Source organism: Streptomyces sp. NPDC060027 (genome assembly GCF_042737005.1).
Classification (GTDB): Bacteria; Actinomycetota; Actinomycetes; order Streptomycetales; family Streptomycetaceae; genus Streptomyces.
The window spans coordinates 1-16,824 of record NZ_JBHWVI010000200.1; the positions used below are offsets into that span (position 1 = coordinate 1).

Genomic DNA, 16,824 nt, shown 5'->3' on the forward strand with positions numbered 1-16,824 from the left:
GCGTCCAGGTCGTTCGTACAGTGGCGCGCTCCACCTGGACGCCAGGAACCACGCCCGCTCCACGGTGTGTGGGTCGACGGCAGACGGGATGGGAGCTGGGGAGGGTGACGGATGGTGGTGACGGTACTGCTCGATGGACCGGGCGAAGCTTGCTGCAGGGAGGCAGTGCCGCACCCGCCGCCAGTTGGTCGTCGAAGAAGGCGACTGTCAGCCGCCGGTCGTGCGCTGCGAGGCTGTGGGTGTACCTAGACGAGCTCGCAACAGCGCGGCGTAATTCCCTACCGGTGCAAGAATGTTCCGGGGTCTAACTAATGACAGATGTGGGGGGTGTCTTTCATCTGGGCCTTGCGTAATTCGCTGCTGCTCATGTTTGCTAGGAGCAGGATTCCTCTTGCCGGCATCCGCGACGGCAAGAGTGGATCTTCGCTAGGCCCCCTCATCGGGGAAGGAACCGGCGAGCTGCTGGGAGAGGGCAGCTGCGGGGTAGCGGGCGAATTCCACCCTGGGGCGGTGCGCCTTGTCTAAGTACACCAACTATGTTGGACTCCCTCACCTTCTTGAGATTGGCTTCGAAGCTCTGCCGGATGCGGCAGGAGCCTCCGCCAAAGCCGACGAGCTCCACTTCAAACGGCTCCACCAGGAGAGCGAACTCAGTCTCGCCCAGATGCTTGTGGACCTGGAAGCCACTGTTGATCTACTGAAGCTGCAGCGCGACCTAGGTAAAGCCACATTCCACCTGACTCGTGCGGCCGCAATCGTCGAAGGCATGCAGACTAAGTTGAGCCTGCTTCGCCCTCCGTATTTCACTGCTGAAAGGTTCGAAGCGTTTCGCGACCTCTTGGCTCCCGCATCCGGAGCTCACTCGCCCGGGTTCACCGAGGTGCGCCGTGCCTTGGGCCTGGAAGGGAACGAAAGTCCCGTTTTTAAGGAGTTCAAGAACTCCATGGAAGAACAGGAGGTGACTCTTGCGACCGTCATCCGTTCGCCAGAAGAGCCTCTTTACCTCGTAGCTCAGGCTCTCCTTAGGGTAGCCATGGCTTACGAGCACTGGTTGTGGGACCACCTGCAGAATGCGCGCTTGGTGGTGGGGATAGGCAGACAGGGAACTGGCGGTTCGGACGATGGGGCGGCCTTCTTGCGGTCCCGTGTTGTTGCACCGTTCCCCGAGCTGTGGGAGGCCGTGGGGAAGATCAGCAGCGACTGACGGCCCCGACATCACTCGTGCAATCGTGGCCCACAAGTGAGACAAGGTCGCATCGAGGGGGTGCCGCTCCGAAGAGTGGCACCCCCCTCGGCGGAGGCGGTGTGCTTTGAACCCACGGTGACATCGCTGCCACGATGGTCTAGTCAATCTCCACTTCCCTGCGTCCGAGTTGGCTGCTAACGCTTGATGCGTCCGCGGATGGCGAAGACAGCGAGACCTAGCAACACTGGTTCGGAAAGGCGGGAGGCCATCTCGGTGTAGGTACCGGTGGTGGTCAGGTCCTGCTCGGAGGACCGGAAGATCACCGAGTTCAGCACCACTCGCAAGGACTTCTCGAACCGTTCGGTCGAGACACGTTCATGCAGCGGGCCCACTGGATTGCTGGGTGCAGGGGTGTCAGTGGTCAACCGGATGTCTTGCCCCGTCATTTTCCCGGTTGACTGCGCCTGCGGCTCGTCGGCCGGAAGACCCCACAGCATCATTGCCAGGAGTGTGCCAGCCATTGCCAGCAGTAGCCAGACGAGAGCACGGGTGGCTCGCAATCCGTAACCGGACAGTGCCCAGTAGGCGGCGAGTAGGCTGCGCTCGGCTCGCGGGGTTTGTGGGCTGTGGCGGCGCATTTCCATTTCGCCGTAGTAGAAGTCGGCGGCACCGGGCTCATTCTTACTGTCTTCGAACGACTTTCGCAGTTGCCGGTACACCGGGGCCAGCGACGCTGGTCGAGCATCCTGTGCGCCAAACACAGACACGTTCCAGCCGGGGGCCGCATCTCGCTGACTGGCACGCCAGTGGTGTTCCTCGGCCAGGGTACGCCGTTCGGTGAACCGCACCGGGTGCCAACCGGACCAATGAGTTCGGGACGGCACCGTGCCGAAGGAACAGGCGCCTTCCAGTCGCAACTGGTCCAGGTGCACGGTCCCGGTTAATAGGCAGCGTGACAGGTCAATGTCGGCGAGCACCAAGTGAGCGGCATCCACACCGCGTAGTGAGGACAGTCGCACGCCGGCGCTCGGAGCGTCCATGAGAGCTGTCTCGGCTACTTCCGTCCCGTCAGGGAAGACAAAGGGTTGCCGCTCGGCAGTGATGGTCAAGGGGTACTCAAACACGGCATGCGCGAAGTCCACGGTTGCGTACCGCAGTTCGAGCATGGCTGTTGAAGACCAGCGCGTACGGCGGCACTCCAATCGATGTGCCGCAGCAGCGACCGTCACCGCGCCATCAAATGATGCCCCTGACAGTACGAACCGCCCCGCGCACACTAAGGGCCCCACTGTAGAGATTCCCTTGAAGACCGCTGAGTCGAACCTGGCATCGCTGGAGAAGGTGGCTGCGTCGAATTTCGTGGCGCCGGTGAAAGTGGCAGAGCAGAACCTGGCTGTGCCGGTGAAAGCGGCCGAATTGAACCCGGCTTCCCGGGTGAAGACGGCTGAGTCGAACCAGGCATCGCCGGCGAACGTAGCCGAGTGGAAGATTGCATCGCGGGTGAAGACGGCTGAGACGAACCATGCGCCACCGGCGAAGGCGGCCGAGTTGAACCTGGCCTCGCGGATGAAGGTAGCGGACCGGAACCAGGCTGTGTCGGAAAACGTGGCCGAGCGGAATCCAGCATCGCGACTAAACGTAGTCGAGTCGAACCGGGCGTCACCGGCGAAGGTGGCCGAGCGGAATCCAGCGTCGCGGGTAAATGTAGCCGCCTTGAACTTGGCATCTCTGGTGAAGGTAGCCGACTCGAACCAGGCGTCACCGGTGAAGGTAGCCGACTCGAACCAGGCGTCACCGGTGAAGCTGGCTTCGCTGAACCAGGAATCGCCAGCAAACGTGGCGAAGCCGAACCCGGCGGTGTCGCCGAAGGTGGCCGAGCTGAACCAAGCGGTGCCATTGAAGGTGGCCGAGGCGAACCACGCTGTGCTGGCGAATGTGGCCGAGTCGAATCTGGCAGGCCGAGAGAAGGTGGCGGAGCCGAACCAAGCGGTGCCGGTGAAGGCGGCTGAGTTGAACCAGACGTCGCCGGTGAAGATGGCCGAGTCGAACCTGGCGTCGCCGGTGAAGGTGGCCGAGTCGAACCTGGCTTGGCCCAGCTGGGCTTGCTCAGTGGCTGGGTTGCGCAGGGCGGCCAGCAATTCCTGCAATAGCTCGGGCGTGAAGACGGTGCCCCGATGGTCGACATCGTCCCCAGGGCTCAGAGCAGAAAGGTAGGCACCACGGTCTGCATCAGTGAGATGAGCCAGACATGCCTGGCGCGCGGCGATGGAGCGGCCTGAGCAAGCCGGACCGCCCGCTGGGTCCACGCGCCCGCAGAGTGACCAGGTCGGTGCCGTTGCTGCAGTGGTCATGGAAGAAAGGACATCCGAGGAGCTGCACCGGTTGCCCCAAGCGCGTTGTCCTTGGAGAAGTCGATTGCCTTGTCCACGCGCACATCCTGCACGGGTCGGGGCAGCGCGCGCCCGCGTGCACTGGAGAGTCCAGCATGCGCCTTCCCTGCCGGCGGAAGCCGAGCCAAGGTGCCTAGAGCTTGACGTACTGCTTGACGAGGCTGGGGAGGGAAGCAGGGTGGCGAAGTGTGGTGCGACGACCAAGGCAGGACGGTCTTGTCAGCGGAAGGTGGTGACAGGCACCTCCCGGTGTCCGGTACATCAGGGACCGTGGTCCCCGTACGGCGTGGCACAGCGCAAGGAGAAGGAAGCCAAGGAGAAGAAGCGCAGGATCCGCAAGAAGCGCTAGCTCTGGTTGACATCCCCAGGTGACATCAACGGAACGGATGCACGCGCCCATGCGTGGCACGGCACGCACGCTCCGATTGGGCGAGCGCGCTGCCGGGCCGCGTTCGGATCGAACTTACGAGGCGGATGTCGCCTGCTTTGGCCGCCATCTCGTGGGCTCCTTTCCTTCCTCCGTGGCCGGATCGCTCCCTTGTGTGCCCTTCGTGTACGTGTCAAACAGTTGAGAGGTGGGTGACCAGGGGGAGGGGACGTCGCATGTCCGTGTTGGGTGGCGATCCGATCGTGCCGTCGGCCTGGGCGATCGAGCGGTTCGGGCAGCAGGCGGGCAGGCTTGCTGCGGCGGTCCCGGTGCAACTAGCCAAAGCGCATGCGAAGGCTCACGCCACGCACCTCACGGCCGGACTGAAGAAGCGGAGTCCCTACGGTGTGACCCTCGCGGAGGCCGTGCGCGAGTACCTGGCGGACATGGCGCGCGAGCTGGGCGAGCCCGTGCGGGAAGTTCGTGGGTACGAGTACGCCGTGATCAACGATCACGCGCTCTTCCCCTTCAAATACGCGGACAGGCCGAGGTCTCTCGATCGTGCTCGGTTGCCCGCCAAGGCTTCTTCCACGCGCCGCCGGATGTTCTGGGCGCACGGGCCGGAGCCGCGGGAAGCGCTGTTCGACCTCGACGACGACCTGACAACAGAGGAGTACCTGGAGTTACACGAAGCGTTCGAGGAACTGGGGGCCTCGACGAAACTGGTCTGCGTGTTCTTCACGGCCGACGTCGAGAGCGGCATCCACGTCATCCATTGGGGACAGGCCCACCTCGAACCGGACCGCACCTTTGGCTGGCTTCACAGCGAACAGCTTCCAGTCGCTCCTCAACCTCTTGAGTGATCGGCGAGCGACGCACTCTGCTCTGGGGTGGGTACCAGTCGGCCGAGTCCTGGGCCGTCCCTGGGCCGTGCGAGGTCGCTCAACAGTGACCCACGGCGACAACCAGTGACAGATCAGCTGTGAGCAGGGGACGCGAACCGCCAGGTCACAGCCCCCGGCCGAACGGGTTTCCCCCGAGGGCTAGGTTCTGTCCGGCGGATCATGGCGGCATAGGCTCCGGGCCATGCACAGCACCCTGACGGAGCACGCCAGATGTCTCTACGGAGACGAGTACCGGCCCACGCCGGAGTGCGGGCGCGAACACAGGGAGCACTACTTCGTCGAGGAGCTGACGTTCGCCGACGCGGATTCGATCCTTGCCATGCTTCGTGAACTCTGCCCGCACGTGGCGGACGGCTACCTGCCGGTCTGGATCCGGAATCTGGCCTATCGGCTGGTGCTCTTGCAGCGGCCGGACGAACCGGCACTGCTGCGGGAAGCTGCTGAGAATCTGTGGATGCACGGCCCGGATTGGGACCACATTGCAGAGGACCTCGAGAAGCGGGCCGACGCTCTGGAAACCGACTGATCACGGCCTGAGCCAAAGGCGGATCGACGCAACGGTGACGGTGCCATGGAAGACGTAGGCGCGCTTGTCATACCGCGCTGCTACAGCCCGGAAGTGCTTGAGTCGGTTGATCGTGCGTTCGACCTCGTTCCTGCGCTTGTACATCTCTTTGTCGAAGCCAGCGGGCCGACCTCCTCGGCTGCCGCGGCGCCGGCGGTTGGCCCGCTGGTCCTTCGGTTCCGGGATGATGTGTTTGATCTGCCGTCTGCGCAGGTACCGGCGGTTGCGGCGAGAGCTGTACGCCTTATCTCCGCCCAGGTGGTCGGGGCGGGTGCGCGGATGGCCACCGCCGGGGCGCTTGACCCGGATCCGTTCGAGGACGGGTACCAGCTGTGGGCTGTCACCCCACTGGCCCGGCGTGATCAGGAAGGCCAGTGGACGGCGGCCGCCCTCCCCGGCAAGGTGGATCTTGGAGGTCAGACCGCCACGGGACCGGCCGAGTCCTTCGTCGGGGCGGTGCTGCCGGGGCGTTGATCTCCGTTTCGGGATACGGGGTGTTCTGCGCGGTGCACCGGCAGCGTGCTGGTGGGCCCGGCACGAGGTGGAGTCCACGCTCACCATGCTCCAGTCGATGCGCCCCTGCGAGTCGGCCTCGGCCTGGACGGCCTGGAGGATCCTTTCCCAGGTGCCGTCCGCCGACCACCGGCGGTGGCGCTCGTACACGGTTTTCCAGCTCCCGAACCGCTCTGGCAGATCTCGCCACGGGACACCCGTGCGGACCCGGAACAGGATCCCGTTGATCACCGTCCGGTGATCAATCCACCGTCCACCCCGGCGCCCAGACTTCGGCAGATGTGGGGCAAGTTGCACCCACTCGTCGTTCGTAAGATCGCCCCGCCCCACAACCAACACAATGGTCCACGCGAGGCGATCGCATGATCCGCCGGACAGAACCTAGCCGTCAGGCAAGATGGGGTGTTTCTCTCCAGTGGGGCTCAGTCCTCACCCACCTGCAACAACACCACGGTGAAGTTGCCGCCGGTGCCCGCAACGACCCCATCGAAGGTATGCCGAGTGACCGGGTCCCATGCCCGTGCCCCCGGCGAGAGGTCGCTGATGTTTGTGTACCAGACGGACTGGTAGCCCAGCAGGCGCACCACACGTTCCGCCGCTCGATGGGCGTGGGGACGGTCGCGGCGTCGTGTACCCGGGAACACGAGGTCATCGGTCGCCAGGTAGGTCAGGAGCTCTACGGCGCGTTCATCGTCAATCGGCGAGAGTGCACCCTCGACCTCCGAGGGCGTGTCAGGGCCCACCGCCCCCTCTACGGCATAGTCCTTCCATACCTGTTTCGCCTTGGTGGCCACTTGGTGGACAACTTCCGGAACGGATCCGCCGGCCTTGTCGACCACGAGGCCGAAGAGCCCTTCTTCCCGCGACAAAGAGCCGATCAGGGCGCGCAGTTCCGAAGCTATGTCCACTGAGCCATCGTTCCACCCGGCCAATGCCGACCATGCCACGGCTGTGCCGCATCGTGCAGGCATGCGGTGAGTGTCTAGCTGCGTGACAACGCCGACGCACAACGGCGGACAAGCACGGACTCCTGCGGACCATCAGCAGAGGTGAGCAGCACAACGGCCCAAGGTGGAGGCCCCACCCAAGTTGCTTCGGGACGAAGAGGTCGTGGGTTCAAATCCCGCCACCCCGACACAGGTCAGAGGCCCATTCGCGTGATCGCGAATGGGCCTCTGTCGTGCGTACAGCAGCGGAGTACAGCAACCGCTATGGCTCTAGCTGGCCGCCCTCGGCTGACGGCTCCTCCGCCCCCTCCTGCTGCTTGCGCTTCCCCTTCTTTTCCTTCTTCTGCTTGCCGCCGCCCAGCGCCTTGCCGAGCTTGCGGAGCGCCCGGCGGGTCTCGGCAGAGGGCACGTGCGTATAGACCTCCATCGTGACCGCGATCTCCGAGTGGCGGAGGATCTGCATCGCGATCCGGGGGTGGACGTCGAGGGCCGCCAGGAGCGAGGCGCAGGTGTGGCGGGTGTCGTGGACACGGATACGGCGGACGCCGGCGCGCTCGCAGCGGCGGTCGAACTCGCGGGTGAAGTTCCTCGGCTCGACCGGGGTGCCGTAGCGAGTGGTGAAGACGAGGTCTGATTCCGTCCAGAGATCCGCGGCTCGCTCCTTCGCCGCCTGCTGCTCCTTCTGGCGGAGCCGGAGGGCTGTCAGGCAGATGTCAGGCAGCGGGAGCACCGCCTCCGAGGCCTCCGTCTTGGCCGTGTCGGTGTGCAGCAGCCGCCGACGGACCCGCTGCAGCTGGTGGCGAATGTGCAGTTCCCCCGTATCAAGGTTCACGTCCGACCAAGTGAGGCCCAGGACCTCCCCCTTGCGCAGGCCGAGAACGAGGATCTGGACATACGCCGGGTAGAGATAGTCCCGCCAGATTTGGGCGTTCTCCAGGAAGGCACAGGCTTCCTCCACCGACCAGGGTTCCGGCCGCTTCCGCCGGGCCCGCTGGACCTTGACGAGCTGGGCGACGTTCTTCGAGATGCGCTCCTCGACCATGGCATTGGTGAGCGCGCTGCGAAGGATGGTCCGGGCGTCATTGACCGAGCGTTTCGAGAGCGTCTGTCGGCAGCACTCCCCCATGGCGCAGCACCGCCGCCGTTCCTCGGGCCGCTTGGCGTCCTTGCCCTGGGCGCAGCACTGGCAGGTGTCGGCGAGCTTGTTAAGCCAGCCGCGCATGTCCTGCACGGTCAGCCGGTCCAGCCGCTTGGAGCCGAGGAGCGGCACGATGTAGAGGCGTACGGTCGTCTCGTAGGTCGCTGCGGTCAGTGGCCGCAGGTTGGGCTCCACGACTTCCCGAAGCCAGTAGGCCAAGTACTGGGCCAGGGAAGGCGTGTTCGTCGCCACCGGCCCCTTCTTGGCTTCATTGTGGAGCTTGAGCCATTTCTCGTGGACGTCCTTGCGGGTCGGTCCGTAGACGTACTTCCGCTTGCGATTCCCCTCCGGGGTGGTGACCCAGGCATAGGCCGCATAGCCGTTCCGGTAGGGGTAGATCGACCCTTCGCCGTTGCCTCGCTTGCCGCTCACACGGACCACCTCTCGGATTCGTCGGCGCAGCGGTTCACGTAGTCGTCCACCCAGGCCGGGAGGATGCGGCGACTACGGCCGATCTTGACGGAACGAATCTCGCCGGTGAGGACGAGCATCTTGGTCTTGGAAAGGCTGAAAGCGAGCATCTCGGCGACCTCAGCCGTCGTGTGCCACTTGCGGTGAAGGGTCACCGTGGTCATGGGGTTGGTTCTCCTTCTCCGTCGGGGGCGGGTGTGCGTGAGGCGGCGAACAGAGCTTCCGCAGCGGTCAGACCGGTGCCGGCGAACCGCCAGTGCGAGAGGACGAGCACGGTGTCCGGGTCGGGCAGCGGGTGACCGGCTGCGGCGGCGCGTTCGCGGGTCAGCGTTTCGTTGTGGTCGGCGCGTTCTTGGCGGAGGGCGCCGAGAGTGACGGAGTAGGCGCGGGACTTGGTGGAGAAGTGGCCGCGGAAACCGAGCATGTGGGCCCACTTGCGCAGGCGCAGTTCTTCGAGCTCGGGGAAGCCGCCGAGGCGCCAGCAGGTGAGGATCATCTGCCGTGCGTGATCGGTGACTTCGGCGCCGATGAGGTCGGTGATCGGGTTGCGGATAGGACGGTCGAGCGTGCCTGTCGCGCTTTCGGCGCCCTTGGTCGCGTACTTGGCGATGTAGGCGGCGACGGCACGGCTGCTCAGGTTCGTGGGGCCGGTGAAGTCCGCGGACTGGATGGGGCGGACGTCGAGTTGTTCGCCAAAGCGGAAAGTGTGGGCGCGATCGTCCAAGACCGGGCCGGGTGTCTCGGCAAGCTTGGCGGCCGAGCGGATGGCGTCGGTGAGGAGTTCGGTGGTGGCCCAGACCGGCGGGGTGTCCTCGGCTCCTTCCGGGCCGTCGAGGCGGATCACGGCATGGAAGTGGACGGCGCCCCGTCGCTGATACTCGGCGACCTTGGCGTACGACACCTTGAGGCAGTCGCGCAGCTCCGAACGGCCGATGCCCGCGCGAGACGCGAGCTGCTGGCGGAGGTACGTGACGAAGCGGGCCCATAAGGCACCGGCGTGGGCATTCCACAGGACGGCGGCGCGGTAGTCGTAGCGGTCCGCGTCCAGCGGGGTGCCGAGAACGGCGTCTCCATCCGCGTGCAGGAGCCCGCAGCGGCAGCGACCACCAGCAGGCCGGTTGTGGACGGGGCCGAAGGACGGCGCGGTGAAGGTGGCGAAGACGCGGGGGTGTTCGGCGACCGCGGGGCCGATGCCCTTGCCGCCGCTCAGGCCGGCGGTGACGAGGTGGAAGGTGTCCTTGCGGTAGACCTCGGCGCAGGCGGCGCAGCGGGTCGCGCGGCGGTTGTTGCACCGGATGAGGAGTTGTCCGGCGGGAAGGTCGCGGTCGACGATCTCTCGGACAATTTCGCCGGTGGCGGCGAGGACGTCCAGGCGGTGACCCTCCATCCGTACGGGCCGCTCGCAGCCGCCGAGTCGTTGGATCTGGTGCGCGTAGTTGCTCAGGTCGCCGAGCTGGGCGAGGGCCGCCAACTGGCGGACGGCTCCGGTCGGAGCCTCGGTGCGCATGTGCGGGTTCCTCCTTGAGGGAACGGGTTCGTGACGACGCCTGACCCGTCCAGGGGGCTAGACAGCATGGGCAGGCCAAGGTGCGGAAGGGATGAGGTCAGCGGCGGTCGCTCTTGAGGACCGAGCGGATGGTGACCGCGCAGACGGCCACGGAGGCGGCGGTGATCGCGACGGCGAGGAGCATGGAGACCAGGACGGCTCCCACGACCAGGACGACGGCGGAGCCACCCGCCACGAGGGTCAGTACGCCTCCCGGGGTGAGCTGCACGGCAGGACGGTTCGAAGCCACCTCTGTGGGAGCAGGCGCCGCAGCGCGCTGGAGGGGAACCGGGGTGTGGACGGTCGAAGGCGGCGCGGCGGGTACCGGGGCGGTGTCCATGGGCGGGTACTTGGGCTTGAACATGGGGCGGATTCCCTTCTGTACGGGCGCTACTTGAGGACGGGGTCGATGGCAGGGGCGAGGAAGCTCCCGGCTGCGAGGTAGCCGCCGAGGAGGAGCACGACGACGAGCCACCACGGCGGTCGGGCGAGCCGGACTCCGAGGGCCCCGACGGCGAGGAGGGCGAGCCAGAGCGGGACGTGCATGTCTGTCGTCTCCTGTCAGGCGCGGCAGCGGTGGATGCCGGCGGCGAGCTCGGCGGCGGCGCGGCTGTCGTACTCGGCAGAGAAGTCGCAGTGCGGGGCGGTGCAGACGGCGACGTGTCGGGTACGGCCTCGGGAGAGGTACGAGGCGACCTGTACGGGGCCGATGCGGCGGACGTCTCGAAAACGTGGAGTCATGGCGGGCGTCTCCCTGGTCAGAGGTGCGCGGCGACGGCCGACGTCATGGACGCGGGCAGGCCGAGCCGGGCACGGACGGTGTCGGGGTCGGCGGGTTCGCCGGTACTGGAGTGGAGCTCTCGGGCGAGCGCTTGGGCACGGTCGACGAGGGCGGGCGGAAGGTGGAAGGTCGAGGCGGCCACCGGTGCCGGGCCCGAGTCGGCCACGGGATTCAAGGCCGGGATGAGGTCGGGCTCCGCCGGGCCGCTGACTGTCGGTTCGACGATCGCGGGAGTGGGAACGAGCGGCATCGACTCCCCCACCTCGGACCCAGTCGACGCACTACGGTCGGCGCCCTCCGCGGTGCGGGGCGTGTGGGCCAGCAGCGTGCCGCCGAAGAAGGCCACCGCCGGCCAGCCCGCGACGACGACGCGAAGCAGGGAAGGGACGTCGGTCAGGTCGAGGAGTCCGGCGGTGGCGATGTTCGCACCGAGGGATGCCGCGAGGGCGACCAGGAACCACAGCCGAGCCCCACCGGCCGGGAGCCCGGCACGCTGCTGTTCGCGCATCCGCCGCCAGGCAGCGACCAAGAGCAGGTCGACGGAGACGGGGTAGGCCCACGCCTTCCAGCCGCCCTGTCCGGCCGCCTCGGCGAGGTCGTGCAGGTGGGAGAAGGACAGGGCGCCCGCGATGACGGCTTGGATGATCACGGCGTCCACACGGGCCAGGAAGGCACGCATCGGCACGGACTCCTTCCGGTTCGAGGCATGGGAGGGGTAGGGACACGGCGCGAGGCAGTCACGCCGACCGGGGAAATGAGGTGCTGCTACTCGGTTACGGGGCGCGGGGCAGCCACAGCGGCAGGTGTGGACTTCTCCCCGGTCTCTGGAGCGACGGCCGGCCGAAAGGCGGCGAGACGAGGCAGGTCCGGGACCAGGTCCACAGTGGCGCGGCAGATGGCCGCGGCGTCGTCCAGGGTGAGGTGCGGTGAGCGGGCGCGGGACCAGCCGCCCGAGGAGTCACCGACGACGGCCACGCCCGGACGGTCCGCGGGGATGCCAGTCGCGGCGAGTGCGGCTTCGGGGGAGATGTCGGCAAGAGCCATGTTCGCGGAGGACTCGTCGTTGACCCGGTGGCAGACGCGACCGGTGAGCTGGGCCCGCAGCATGGTGGCGCCCTTGCCGAGTTCGGAGCCGAAGCGCTGTCCGCACACCTCCAGGTAGATGCCCGCGGCGCGGCCGAGCTGGGCGATGCGGATCAGCTTGGTGACCATGGCGTCCCGGCGCTTCTCGTCATCGCGGCTCGCGGCGAGGAAGAGTTCCGCCACCTCGTCGACGACGATCACGATCGGTACGGGCCGGACCACGTCGGGCAGTCCCCACACGTCGGACGTGAGCACGGCATCTGGTCCCGCTCCAGAGGTGACGCCGATCAGCCGGAACCGCTCCTCCATCTCCTCCAAGAGGACGTCCAGGAGTTCGTTCGCACGGTCCGAAGTATCGGCGAGCGCGGACAACCGGGGCGCGAACGGAGCCAGTTCAACACCCCACTTGCAGTCGATACCGACGAGGACGACCCGTTGCCGGGCCAGACCGCACAGCAGGTTGCGCAGGTAGACGGACTTGCCGGACTGGGTGGCACCGAGGATGAGTTCGTGCGGCACGGTACGGAAGTCCCGTACGTGCCAACCCCCGTCGTCCCGCAGGGCGAGAGGAAGAGTCAGCGGTCCGCCAGCGAGCCGGCGCCGCGCGGGACGCACGTTGGCGAGCACGTCCCAGCCGATGAGCCGCAGTTCGAGGCGTCCCGGCTTGGTCGGCCGGATGTGGACGGCATGCGCCGCCCAGGCGTGGCGCAACCGGTCAGCGGAGGCCATGAAGTCCTCCGGCGCCTGCCCGGTCGCCATACGCAGTCGCATCACGAGCCCAGAACTTGTGGGCAGAGGAAGCGATCGGCGCGGCGGAACAGGCCCCGCCTCCCGTCCCATCATCCGGGCCGTCGCTCGCCGTACGGCCGAGGCCGGGACGGTCAGGCCGCACGCATCCATGGTGGCGCGGTAGGTGGCAATCACGCGCAGCGCAACGACCGGATAGCCGATGAGCCACCAGAAGACGACCGGTAACCGGCGCCGCAGCACCTGCAAGACCACGCCCAGCATCACCAGCGCCAGGAGCAGCGTCCACACGGAATCGGTCATGGCGTTCAGCCCTGCACCGAGGCGGGGACGTTGGCCATGACGGCATCGACCCGGTAGGCGATCCCGTGCCGGGCCCGCCCGCCGAACTCGCTCTCCCACGGCCGCGCGACCAGGCCGGAGAGGATCACCGGCGTACCCATGACCAGACCCTCGCCGATGCCCTTGGCGGGCACGGTCACCTTGACCATGTCCGAGCCGCCCTGGGCGATGAACACCACCTCCAGCACCATCAGCCGGTCGTTGGTCACCGGGTCCACGGCGATCTCGCCCGTCTGCCGGTCCTTCACCTTCACCTCGGGCAGCTTGGTGACGAGGAGCGTCGCGGCCGAAGTGTCCACGGGGATGACACGCATTCTGTTGACCTCACTGAGTCGGTGGCACCGCTTCCGGTGCCATCTCGATTGGATACCCCCCTAGACAGCAAAGGAGGGAGCCACCCCAACCGTCTAGGGGGGTTGACGACAACAGTAAGCCGACGATCCATCAACTGTCTAGGGGGGTACACAAGGTACGGCGTGCCGCATCAACTACGGCAGCACCCAGTGCAGCACCGTGGCATCGTCACGGGCCTTGCCCCGCGGCCATCGCCGGCCGTCAGGGTCACCGGCTTCCGCGTCGCGCACCCGGCTGATTGCCTCGGCAGGACCGGACGTGGCGACGAGCGCGAACAGCTCATCCCATGTGGCGAGTTCGAACCGGTCTACGAGGCGGGTGGCCCCGTCGCTCATCAGGGCCGCGGACGCCAAGGAGTCCAGCGGGACAGAACCGGTGAGCGCATGTTGGGCCGCTTCCGGGTCGGGCCCGGCAATCCAGAAGCCCTCGGGCCGGTTGCGCAGCCGGGTAAGGGCAGTCCTGTACTCGGCGAGAGCGGCAGCATGTTCGGGCGAACCTGTGGGCAAGGCGTCAACGGGCCCGCGTAGTTGCTTACCCACCTCATCCAACCGTCGGTCCGTGACGACGTCGACCGTGCCGTCACGGCCGGCCATGAGGAGCGCCGAGTCTCCCAGGACGAGGTATTCCAGAGCGCCCGCCTTGGTCCTCGCGGCGACGACGGTACTGGTTGGGCTGGCCGGGTGGCGCAGGTTGCAGTCATCCTCGTGCAGGGACCCGACAGTGCGGATCGCATGGCTCAGACACTCGACCATCGGGAGGCCCGGCTGCTCAACGAGCGTGCCGAGCAGAACCCCGCCCAGCGTTGCGGACAACCAGGCGACACCGTGCTTACAGCCGGTCTCACCCCCGGCCACCCCCGCACCATCGAGGAGGACCGCCACCCCGGATGAGGCGGCGGCGAAATCCTCATTCGGCACGTCGGATGCCGCCGGGAGCGAGACCAGCGCGATCGTCACGCCTCCGGCTCCTCGTCGTGACGGTAGAGCGGGCAGAGCAGTTCGACGCTGCGAGGTTCGCCGGTTTCGGGGTCGTACTCGACTCCAACGAGAGTGGAGAAGCGATGCTCACCGACCTGCCCCCACAGGCTGTTCAGGTCGGAGGAGAGCAACTGGACGACGCCGAGGGAGCCTTGAGTGTGAATTCCGGCGATGGCCAACAGCGAGCCCGCTCCATCCGGCCGAGGCAGCCTGCCGAGGTACCCGACGTCGTACGGGCGAGCCGGGTCGGTGTCCTGCCCGGACCGGTACACGGCGCCCGTGCGCCCGTCGACAACCGTCCACGGCCCGTCGTCCGCCTGCTTCCAGCGAAGCACCGGATCTTGGCCGTAGGTATCCCACATCTGCTGGGACATCCGGGGGCCGCAGACCACGACCAGGCCGTCGCGGTCGAGGTCGATCTCGCCGCTCACCGACACGTGCTCGGACTGGACATCGAGCCCGTACGACCGCGCCAGGTCCTCCAGTCGCTTGCCCGAACTGACGTCGTCCACAGCGACCACCGTGCGCCCACGCTCGTCATCGCGACGCAGAGGAGTGGCCACGGTGACGGCGCCCCGCCCGAGAAAGGCCCCTTCGGGAGCCGGCCCGGTATGCCGGATCTGATGAATGCGTCCGCGGCTCAGTCCGGCCTTCGCTGCGATCTGCGCGTACGACAGCCCCTGCGCGTGCAGGTCCTGCACTACGCGCCGGCGCAGCCGAGCGAGCTCCGTAACTTCCTGCTGAGCGTCGGCCAACCTGGTGGTGACCTCACGCAGCAGCAAGTACGGATCATCGATGGCCGCGATCCGCTGCAGCTCGTCCGACATGCCCACACCTCCTAGATACATCCAGGAGTCTAGGGCCCTAGACGATTCGGGCGGGAGACGCCGTCCCGTACGAACTTCAACCACGTAGAAGCCGGACCGATAGCCAGGGACCCCGCGAGGGCTCACCCCCCGCCACCAACGGGGCATGCGGCGCGGCCGACCAGGACGACGGGAATCATGCGCCGGCTCGGGTGAGCTCGGCCCAGACAGACCGGCCGTGCATCCGGTCCTTCACTCCCCAGTCCTTGGCGCAGGTCGCCATCAGCAACAGCCCGCGCCCGCCCTCCTCCTCCCAGTCGTTGGCGGCGAGCAGTTGCGGTCTGTCGTCGCCTCCCTCGTCGATCACCTCGATGCGTACCCGGTCGTCGTCGAGCACGACGACCACCAGGAACCAGCCGCCCTTGCGCCCGCTCCGGGAGTGCCGGACGGCATTGGACGCCAGCTCACTGACGATGAGGACGGCGTTTTCCACCATGCGGGGGCCCTCGGCCTCCATCAGGGCGGCGACGAAGTATCGGGCTTCAGCGACCTGTTGCGGCAGGCCAGGGAACGGACGGCACCACTTCGCAAGCAAGAGGAACACTCCTCGTCTAGAGGGCTAGACAGCACGCAGGCAGAGTATTCCTAGATGCGCCGAGCCTCTAGGCATTCTGAGGAATTATTCCTCTATGGAGTGACGTCCTCGGGCAGGACTCGCAGTTCACCCATGATCCGCATCAGCAGTTCCCGCGCCTCATCACCGAAGACGGCCGCACGCTCGAACTGGCCGAACGACTCCTCGTACGACGCGAACACGTCCGGGTCCTTCTCCGCCCGCTCATCCCGGAAGGTCTCCACGACCACCGTCTCCCGATCGCACAACGTGAATCCGTGCCGCGGCATGACCGGCACCGGTCGATCCCACGGGAGCACCCCGAACCGCACAGTAGTCAGGCTTACCACCGCGAGCAGTCGGTCGAGCTGAGCAAGCATCAGCGCTGGGCTACGAGGCCACGTCCGCAGCACGCCCTCCGTCACCACGAAGACGGACTCTCGCCCGGGTTCGTACAAGACGCTCTGCCGTTCCACCCGAGCCGCAACAGCCTTGCCCACCTCGGCCGCATCCGCGCCAGGCATGCTCGCGAAGACGTGCCGCGCATACTCCGCGCTCTGAAGCATGGCTGGCAGGACGACGCACTGGAACGACCGAACGAGCCGGGCCCCGCGCACCGCCAGGTCGACAACGGCATCCGCGGAAACGCTCAAGTCCGACAGCTTCTCGTCTGCGCCCGCAGAAGGAACCGACTCAACTTCGGCGAGAGCCGCCCGCAACTCCGAGACGGCTGCGGCGTCCAGGCCGAGAGCTCCGGACAGCCGGTCGAGGACGTCACGACTGGGAACCATGCGCCCGTTCTCCACCTTGGAGACCGTCGGCTGACCAACCCCAGCCCGCTGCGCCAACACAGCGCCCGTCAGGCCGGCATCAACCCGCAGAGCCCGAAGGTGTGCCCCCAGCGCCCGCATTCGTTCCTGCCGCTCACTCCCCATACCCAGCGTTCTACACCAACGCCTGACGAGCACCCAGCTCAACGATCACACCGACCCCACGAGGACGACGTGATTCAAACTTTCTCTACTGGTTCAAGGCCCGCGCACGGCGCGGGAGCGCGCCGCCTTGTCGGCGGGGCCGCCGCCTTGTCTTCGCC

19 protein-coding genes are annotated in these 16,824 nt (G+C 66.8%); 3 read left to right on the forward strand and 16 right to left on the reverse strand.

All coding sequences use genetic code 11. From position 1 onward, the window contains the following. The first annotated feature begins 517 nt into the window (after window positions 1-517). Window positions 518-1,204: a dioxygenase gene (locus tag ACFWBT_RS33895; protein WP_385706808.1), complete on the forward strand. Its 687-nt coding sequence runs from the start codon at window positions 518-520 to the stop codon at window positions 1,202-1,204. A gap of 176 nt (window positions 1,205-1,380) precedes the next feature. Here the strand turns inward: ACFWBT_RS33895 and ACFWBT_RS33900 are convergent, their stop codons facing one another. Continuing rightward, a complete protein-coding gene (locus tag ACFWBT_RS33900) occupies window positions 1,381-3,537 on the reverse strand; it encodes a pentapeptide repeat-containing protein (protein ID WP_385706809.1) in 2,157 nt (718 codons plus the stop codon). Between the two features lie 642 nt (window positions 3,538-4,179). Here ACFWBT_RS33900 and ACFWBT_RS33905 point away from each other — a divergent pair. After that, window positions 4,180-4,806, forward strand: coding sequence for a hypothetical protein (locus ACFWBT_RS33905; protein WP_385706810.1), 627 nt, complete (start codon window positions 4,180-4,182; stop codon window positions 4,804-4,806). 223 nt (window positions 4,807-5,029) lie between these two features. Then, window positions 5,030-5,374 (forward strand): hypothetical protein, encoded by a 345-nt coding sequence (locus ACFWBT_RS33910; protein WP_385706811.1) that lies wholly within the window; start codon window positions 5,030-5,032, stop codon window positions 5,372-5,374. On the opposite strand, the gene ACFWBT_RS33915 is transcribed toward ACFWBT_RS33910, so the two are convergent. From ACFWBT_RS33915 to ACFWBT_RS33985, 15 genes are all read right to left on the reverse strand, one after another. Beyond that, window positions 5,375-6,256 carry an IS5 family transposase gene (locus ACFWBT_RS33915; protein ID WP_385706812.1) on the reverse strand — a complete coding sequence of 294 codons (882 nt, stop codon included), beginning with the start codon at window positions 6,254-6,256 and terminating at the stop codon, window positions 5,375-5,377. 92 nt (window positions 6,257-6,348) lie between these two features. Next, window positions 6,349-6,834 carry a hypothetical protein gene (locus ACFWBT_RS33920; RefSeq protein ID WP_385706813.1) on the reverse strand — a complete coding sequence of 162 codons (486 nt, stop codon included), beginning with the start codon at window positions 6,832-6,834 and terminating at the stop codon, window positions 6,349-6,351. A gap of 301 nt (window positions 6,835-7,135) precedes the next feature. After that, complete coding sequence (gene xerC / locus ACFWBT_RS33925) at window positions 7,136-8,452, reverse strand: tyrosine recombinase XerC (protein WP_385706814.1); 1,317 nt, start codon at window positions 8,450-8,452, stop codon at window positions 7,136-7,138. Then, window positions 8,440-8,646, reverse strand: a complete 207-nt coding sequence (locus tag ACFWBT_RS33930; protein ID WP_385706815.1) for an excisionase family DNA-binding protein — start codon at window positions 8,644-8,646, stop codon at window positions 8,440-8,442. Before ACFWBT_RS33930 ends, xerC begins: the two co-directional genes overlap by 13 nt. After that, window positions 8,643-9,989: a replication initiator gene (locus tag ACFWBT_RS33935; protein ID WP_385706816.1), complete on the reverse strand. Its 1,347-nt coding sequence runs from the start codon at window positions 9,987-9,989 to the stop codon at window positions 8,643-8,645. The genes ACFWBT_RS33930 and ACFWBT_RS33935 overlap by 4 nt, the downstream gene beginning before the upstream one ends. Before the next feature lie 97 nt (window positions 9,990-10,086). Beyond that, window positions 10,087-10,392, reverse strand: coding sequence for a SpdD protein (locus ACFWBT_RS33940; RefSeq protein WP_385706817.1), 306 nt, complete (start codon window positions 10,390-10,392; stop codon window positions 10,087-10,089). Between the two features lie 26 nt (window positions 10,393-10,418). Then, on the reverse strand, window positions 10,419-10,574 hold the full coding sequence (locus ACFWBT_RS33945) for a hypothetical protein (protein WP_385706818.1): 156 nt from the start codon (window positions 10,572-10,574) through the stop codon (window positions 10,419-10,421). A 15-nt stretch (window positions 10,575-10,589) separates the two neighbouring features. Next, window positions 10,590-10,769 (reverse strand): mobile element transfer protein, encoded by a 180-nt coding sequence (locus tag ACFWBT_RS33950; RefSeq protein WP_385706819.1) that lies wholly within the window; start codon window positions 10,767-10,769, stop codon window positions 10,590-10,592. A gap of 17 nt (window positions 10,770-10,786) precedes the next feature. After that, entirely contained in the window at window positions 10,787-11,488 is a 702-nt protein-coding gene (locus ACFWBT_RS33955) for a DUF2637 domain-containing protein (RefSeq protein ID WP_385706820.1), read from the reverse strand. 86 nt (window positions 11,489-11,574) lie between these two features. Further along, window positions 11,575-12,942, reverse strand: coding sequence for an FtsK/SpoIIIE domain-containing protein (locus tag ACFWBT_RS33960; protein ID WP_385706821.1), 1,368 nt, complete (start codon window positions 12,940-12,942; stop codon window positions 11,575-11,577). A 5-nt stretch (window positions 12,943-12,947) separates the two neighbouring features. Then, a complete protein-coding gene (locus ACFWBT_RS33965; protein ID WP_385706822.1) occupies window positions 12,948-13,295 on the reverse strand; it encodes a hypothetical protein in 348 nt (115 codons plus the stop codon). Window positions 13,296-13,469: 174 nt separating this feature from the next. Then, entirely contained in the window at window positions 13,470-14,291 is an 822-nt protein-coding gene (locus ACFWBT_RS33970) for a protein phosphatase 2C domain-containing protein (RefSeq protein WP_385706823.1), read from the reverse strand. Continuing rightward, complete coding sequence (locus tag ACFWBT_RS33975) at window positions 14,288-15,139, reverse strand: sigma-70 family RNA polymerase sigma factor (protein ID WP_385706824.1); 852 nt, start codon at window positions 15,137-15,139, stop codon at window positions 14,288-14,290. Before ACFWBT_RS33975 ends, ACFWBT_RS33970 begins: the two co-directional genes overlap by 4 nt. Window positions 15,140-15,314: 175 nt before the next feature. Next, on the reverse strand, window positions 15,315-15,722 hold the full coding sequence (locus ACFWBT_RS33980) for an ATP-binding protein (protein WP_385706825.1): 408 nt from the start codon (window positions 15,720-15,722) through the stop codon (window positions 15,315-15,317). 83 nt (window positions 15,723-15,805) lie between these two features. Further along, a complete protein-coding gene (locus tag ACFWBT_RS33985; RefSeq protein ID WP_385706826.1) occupies window positions 15,806-16,666 on the reverse strand; it encodes a helix-turn-helix domain-containing protein in 861 nt (286 codons plus the stop codon). Between the last annotated feature and the right edge of the window lie 158 nt (window positions 16,667-16,824).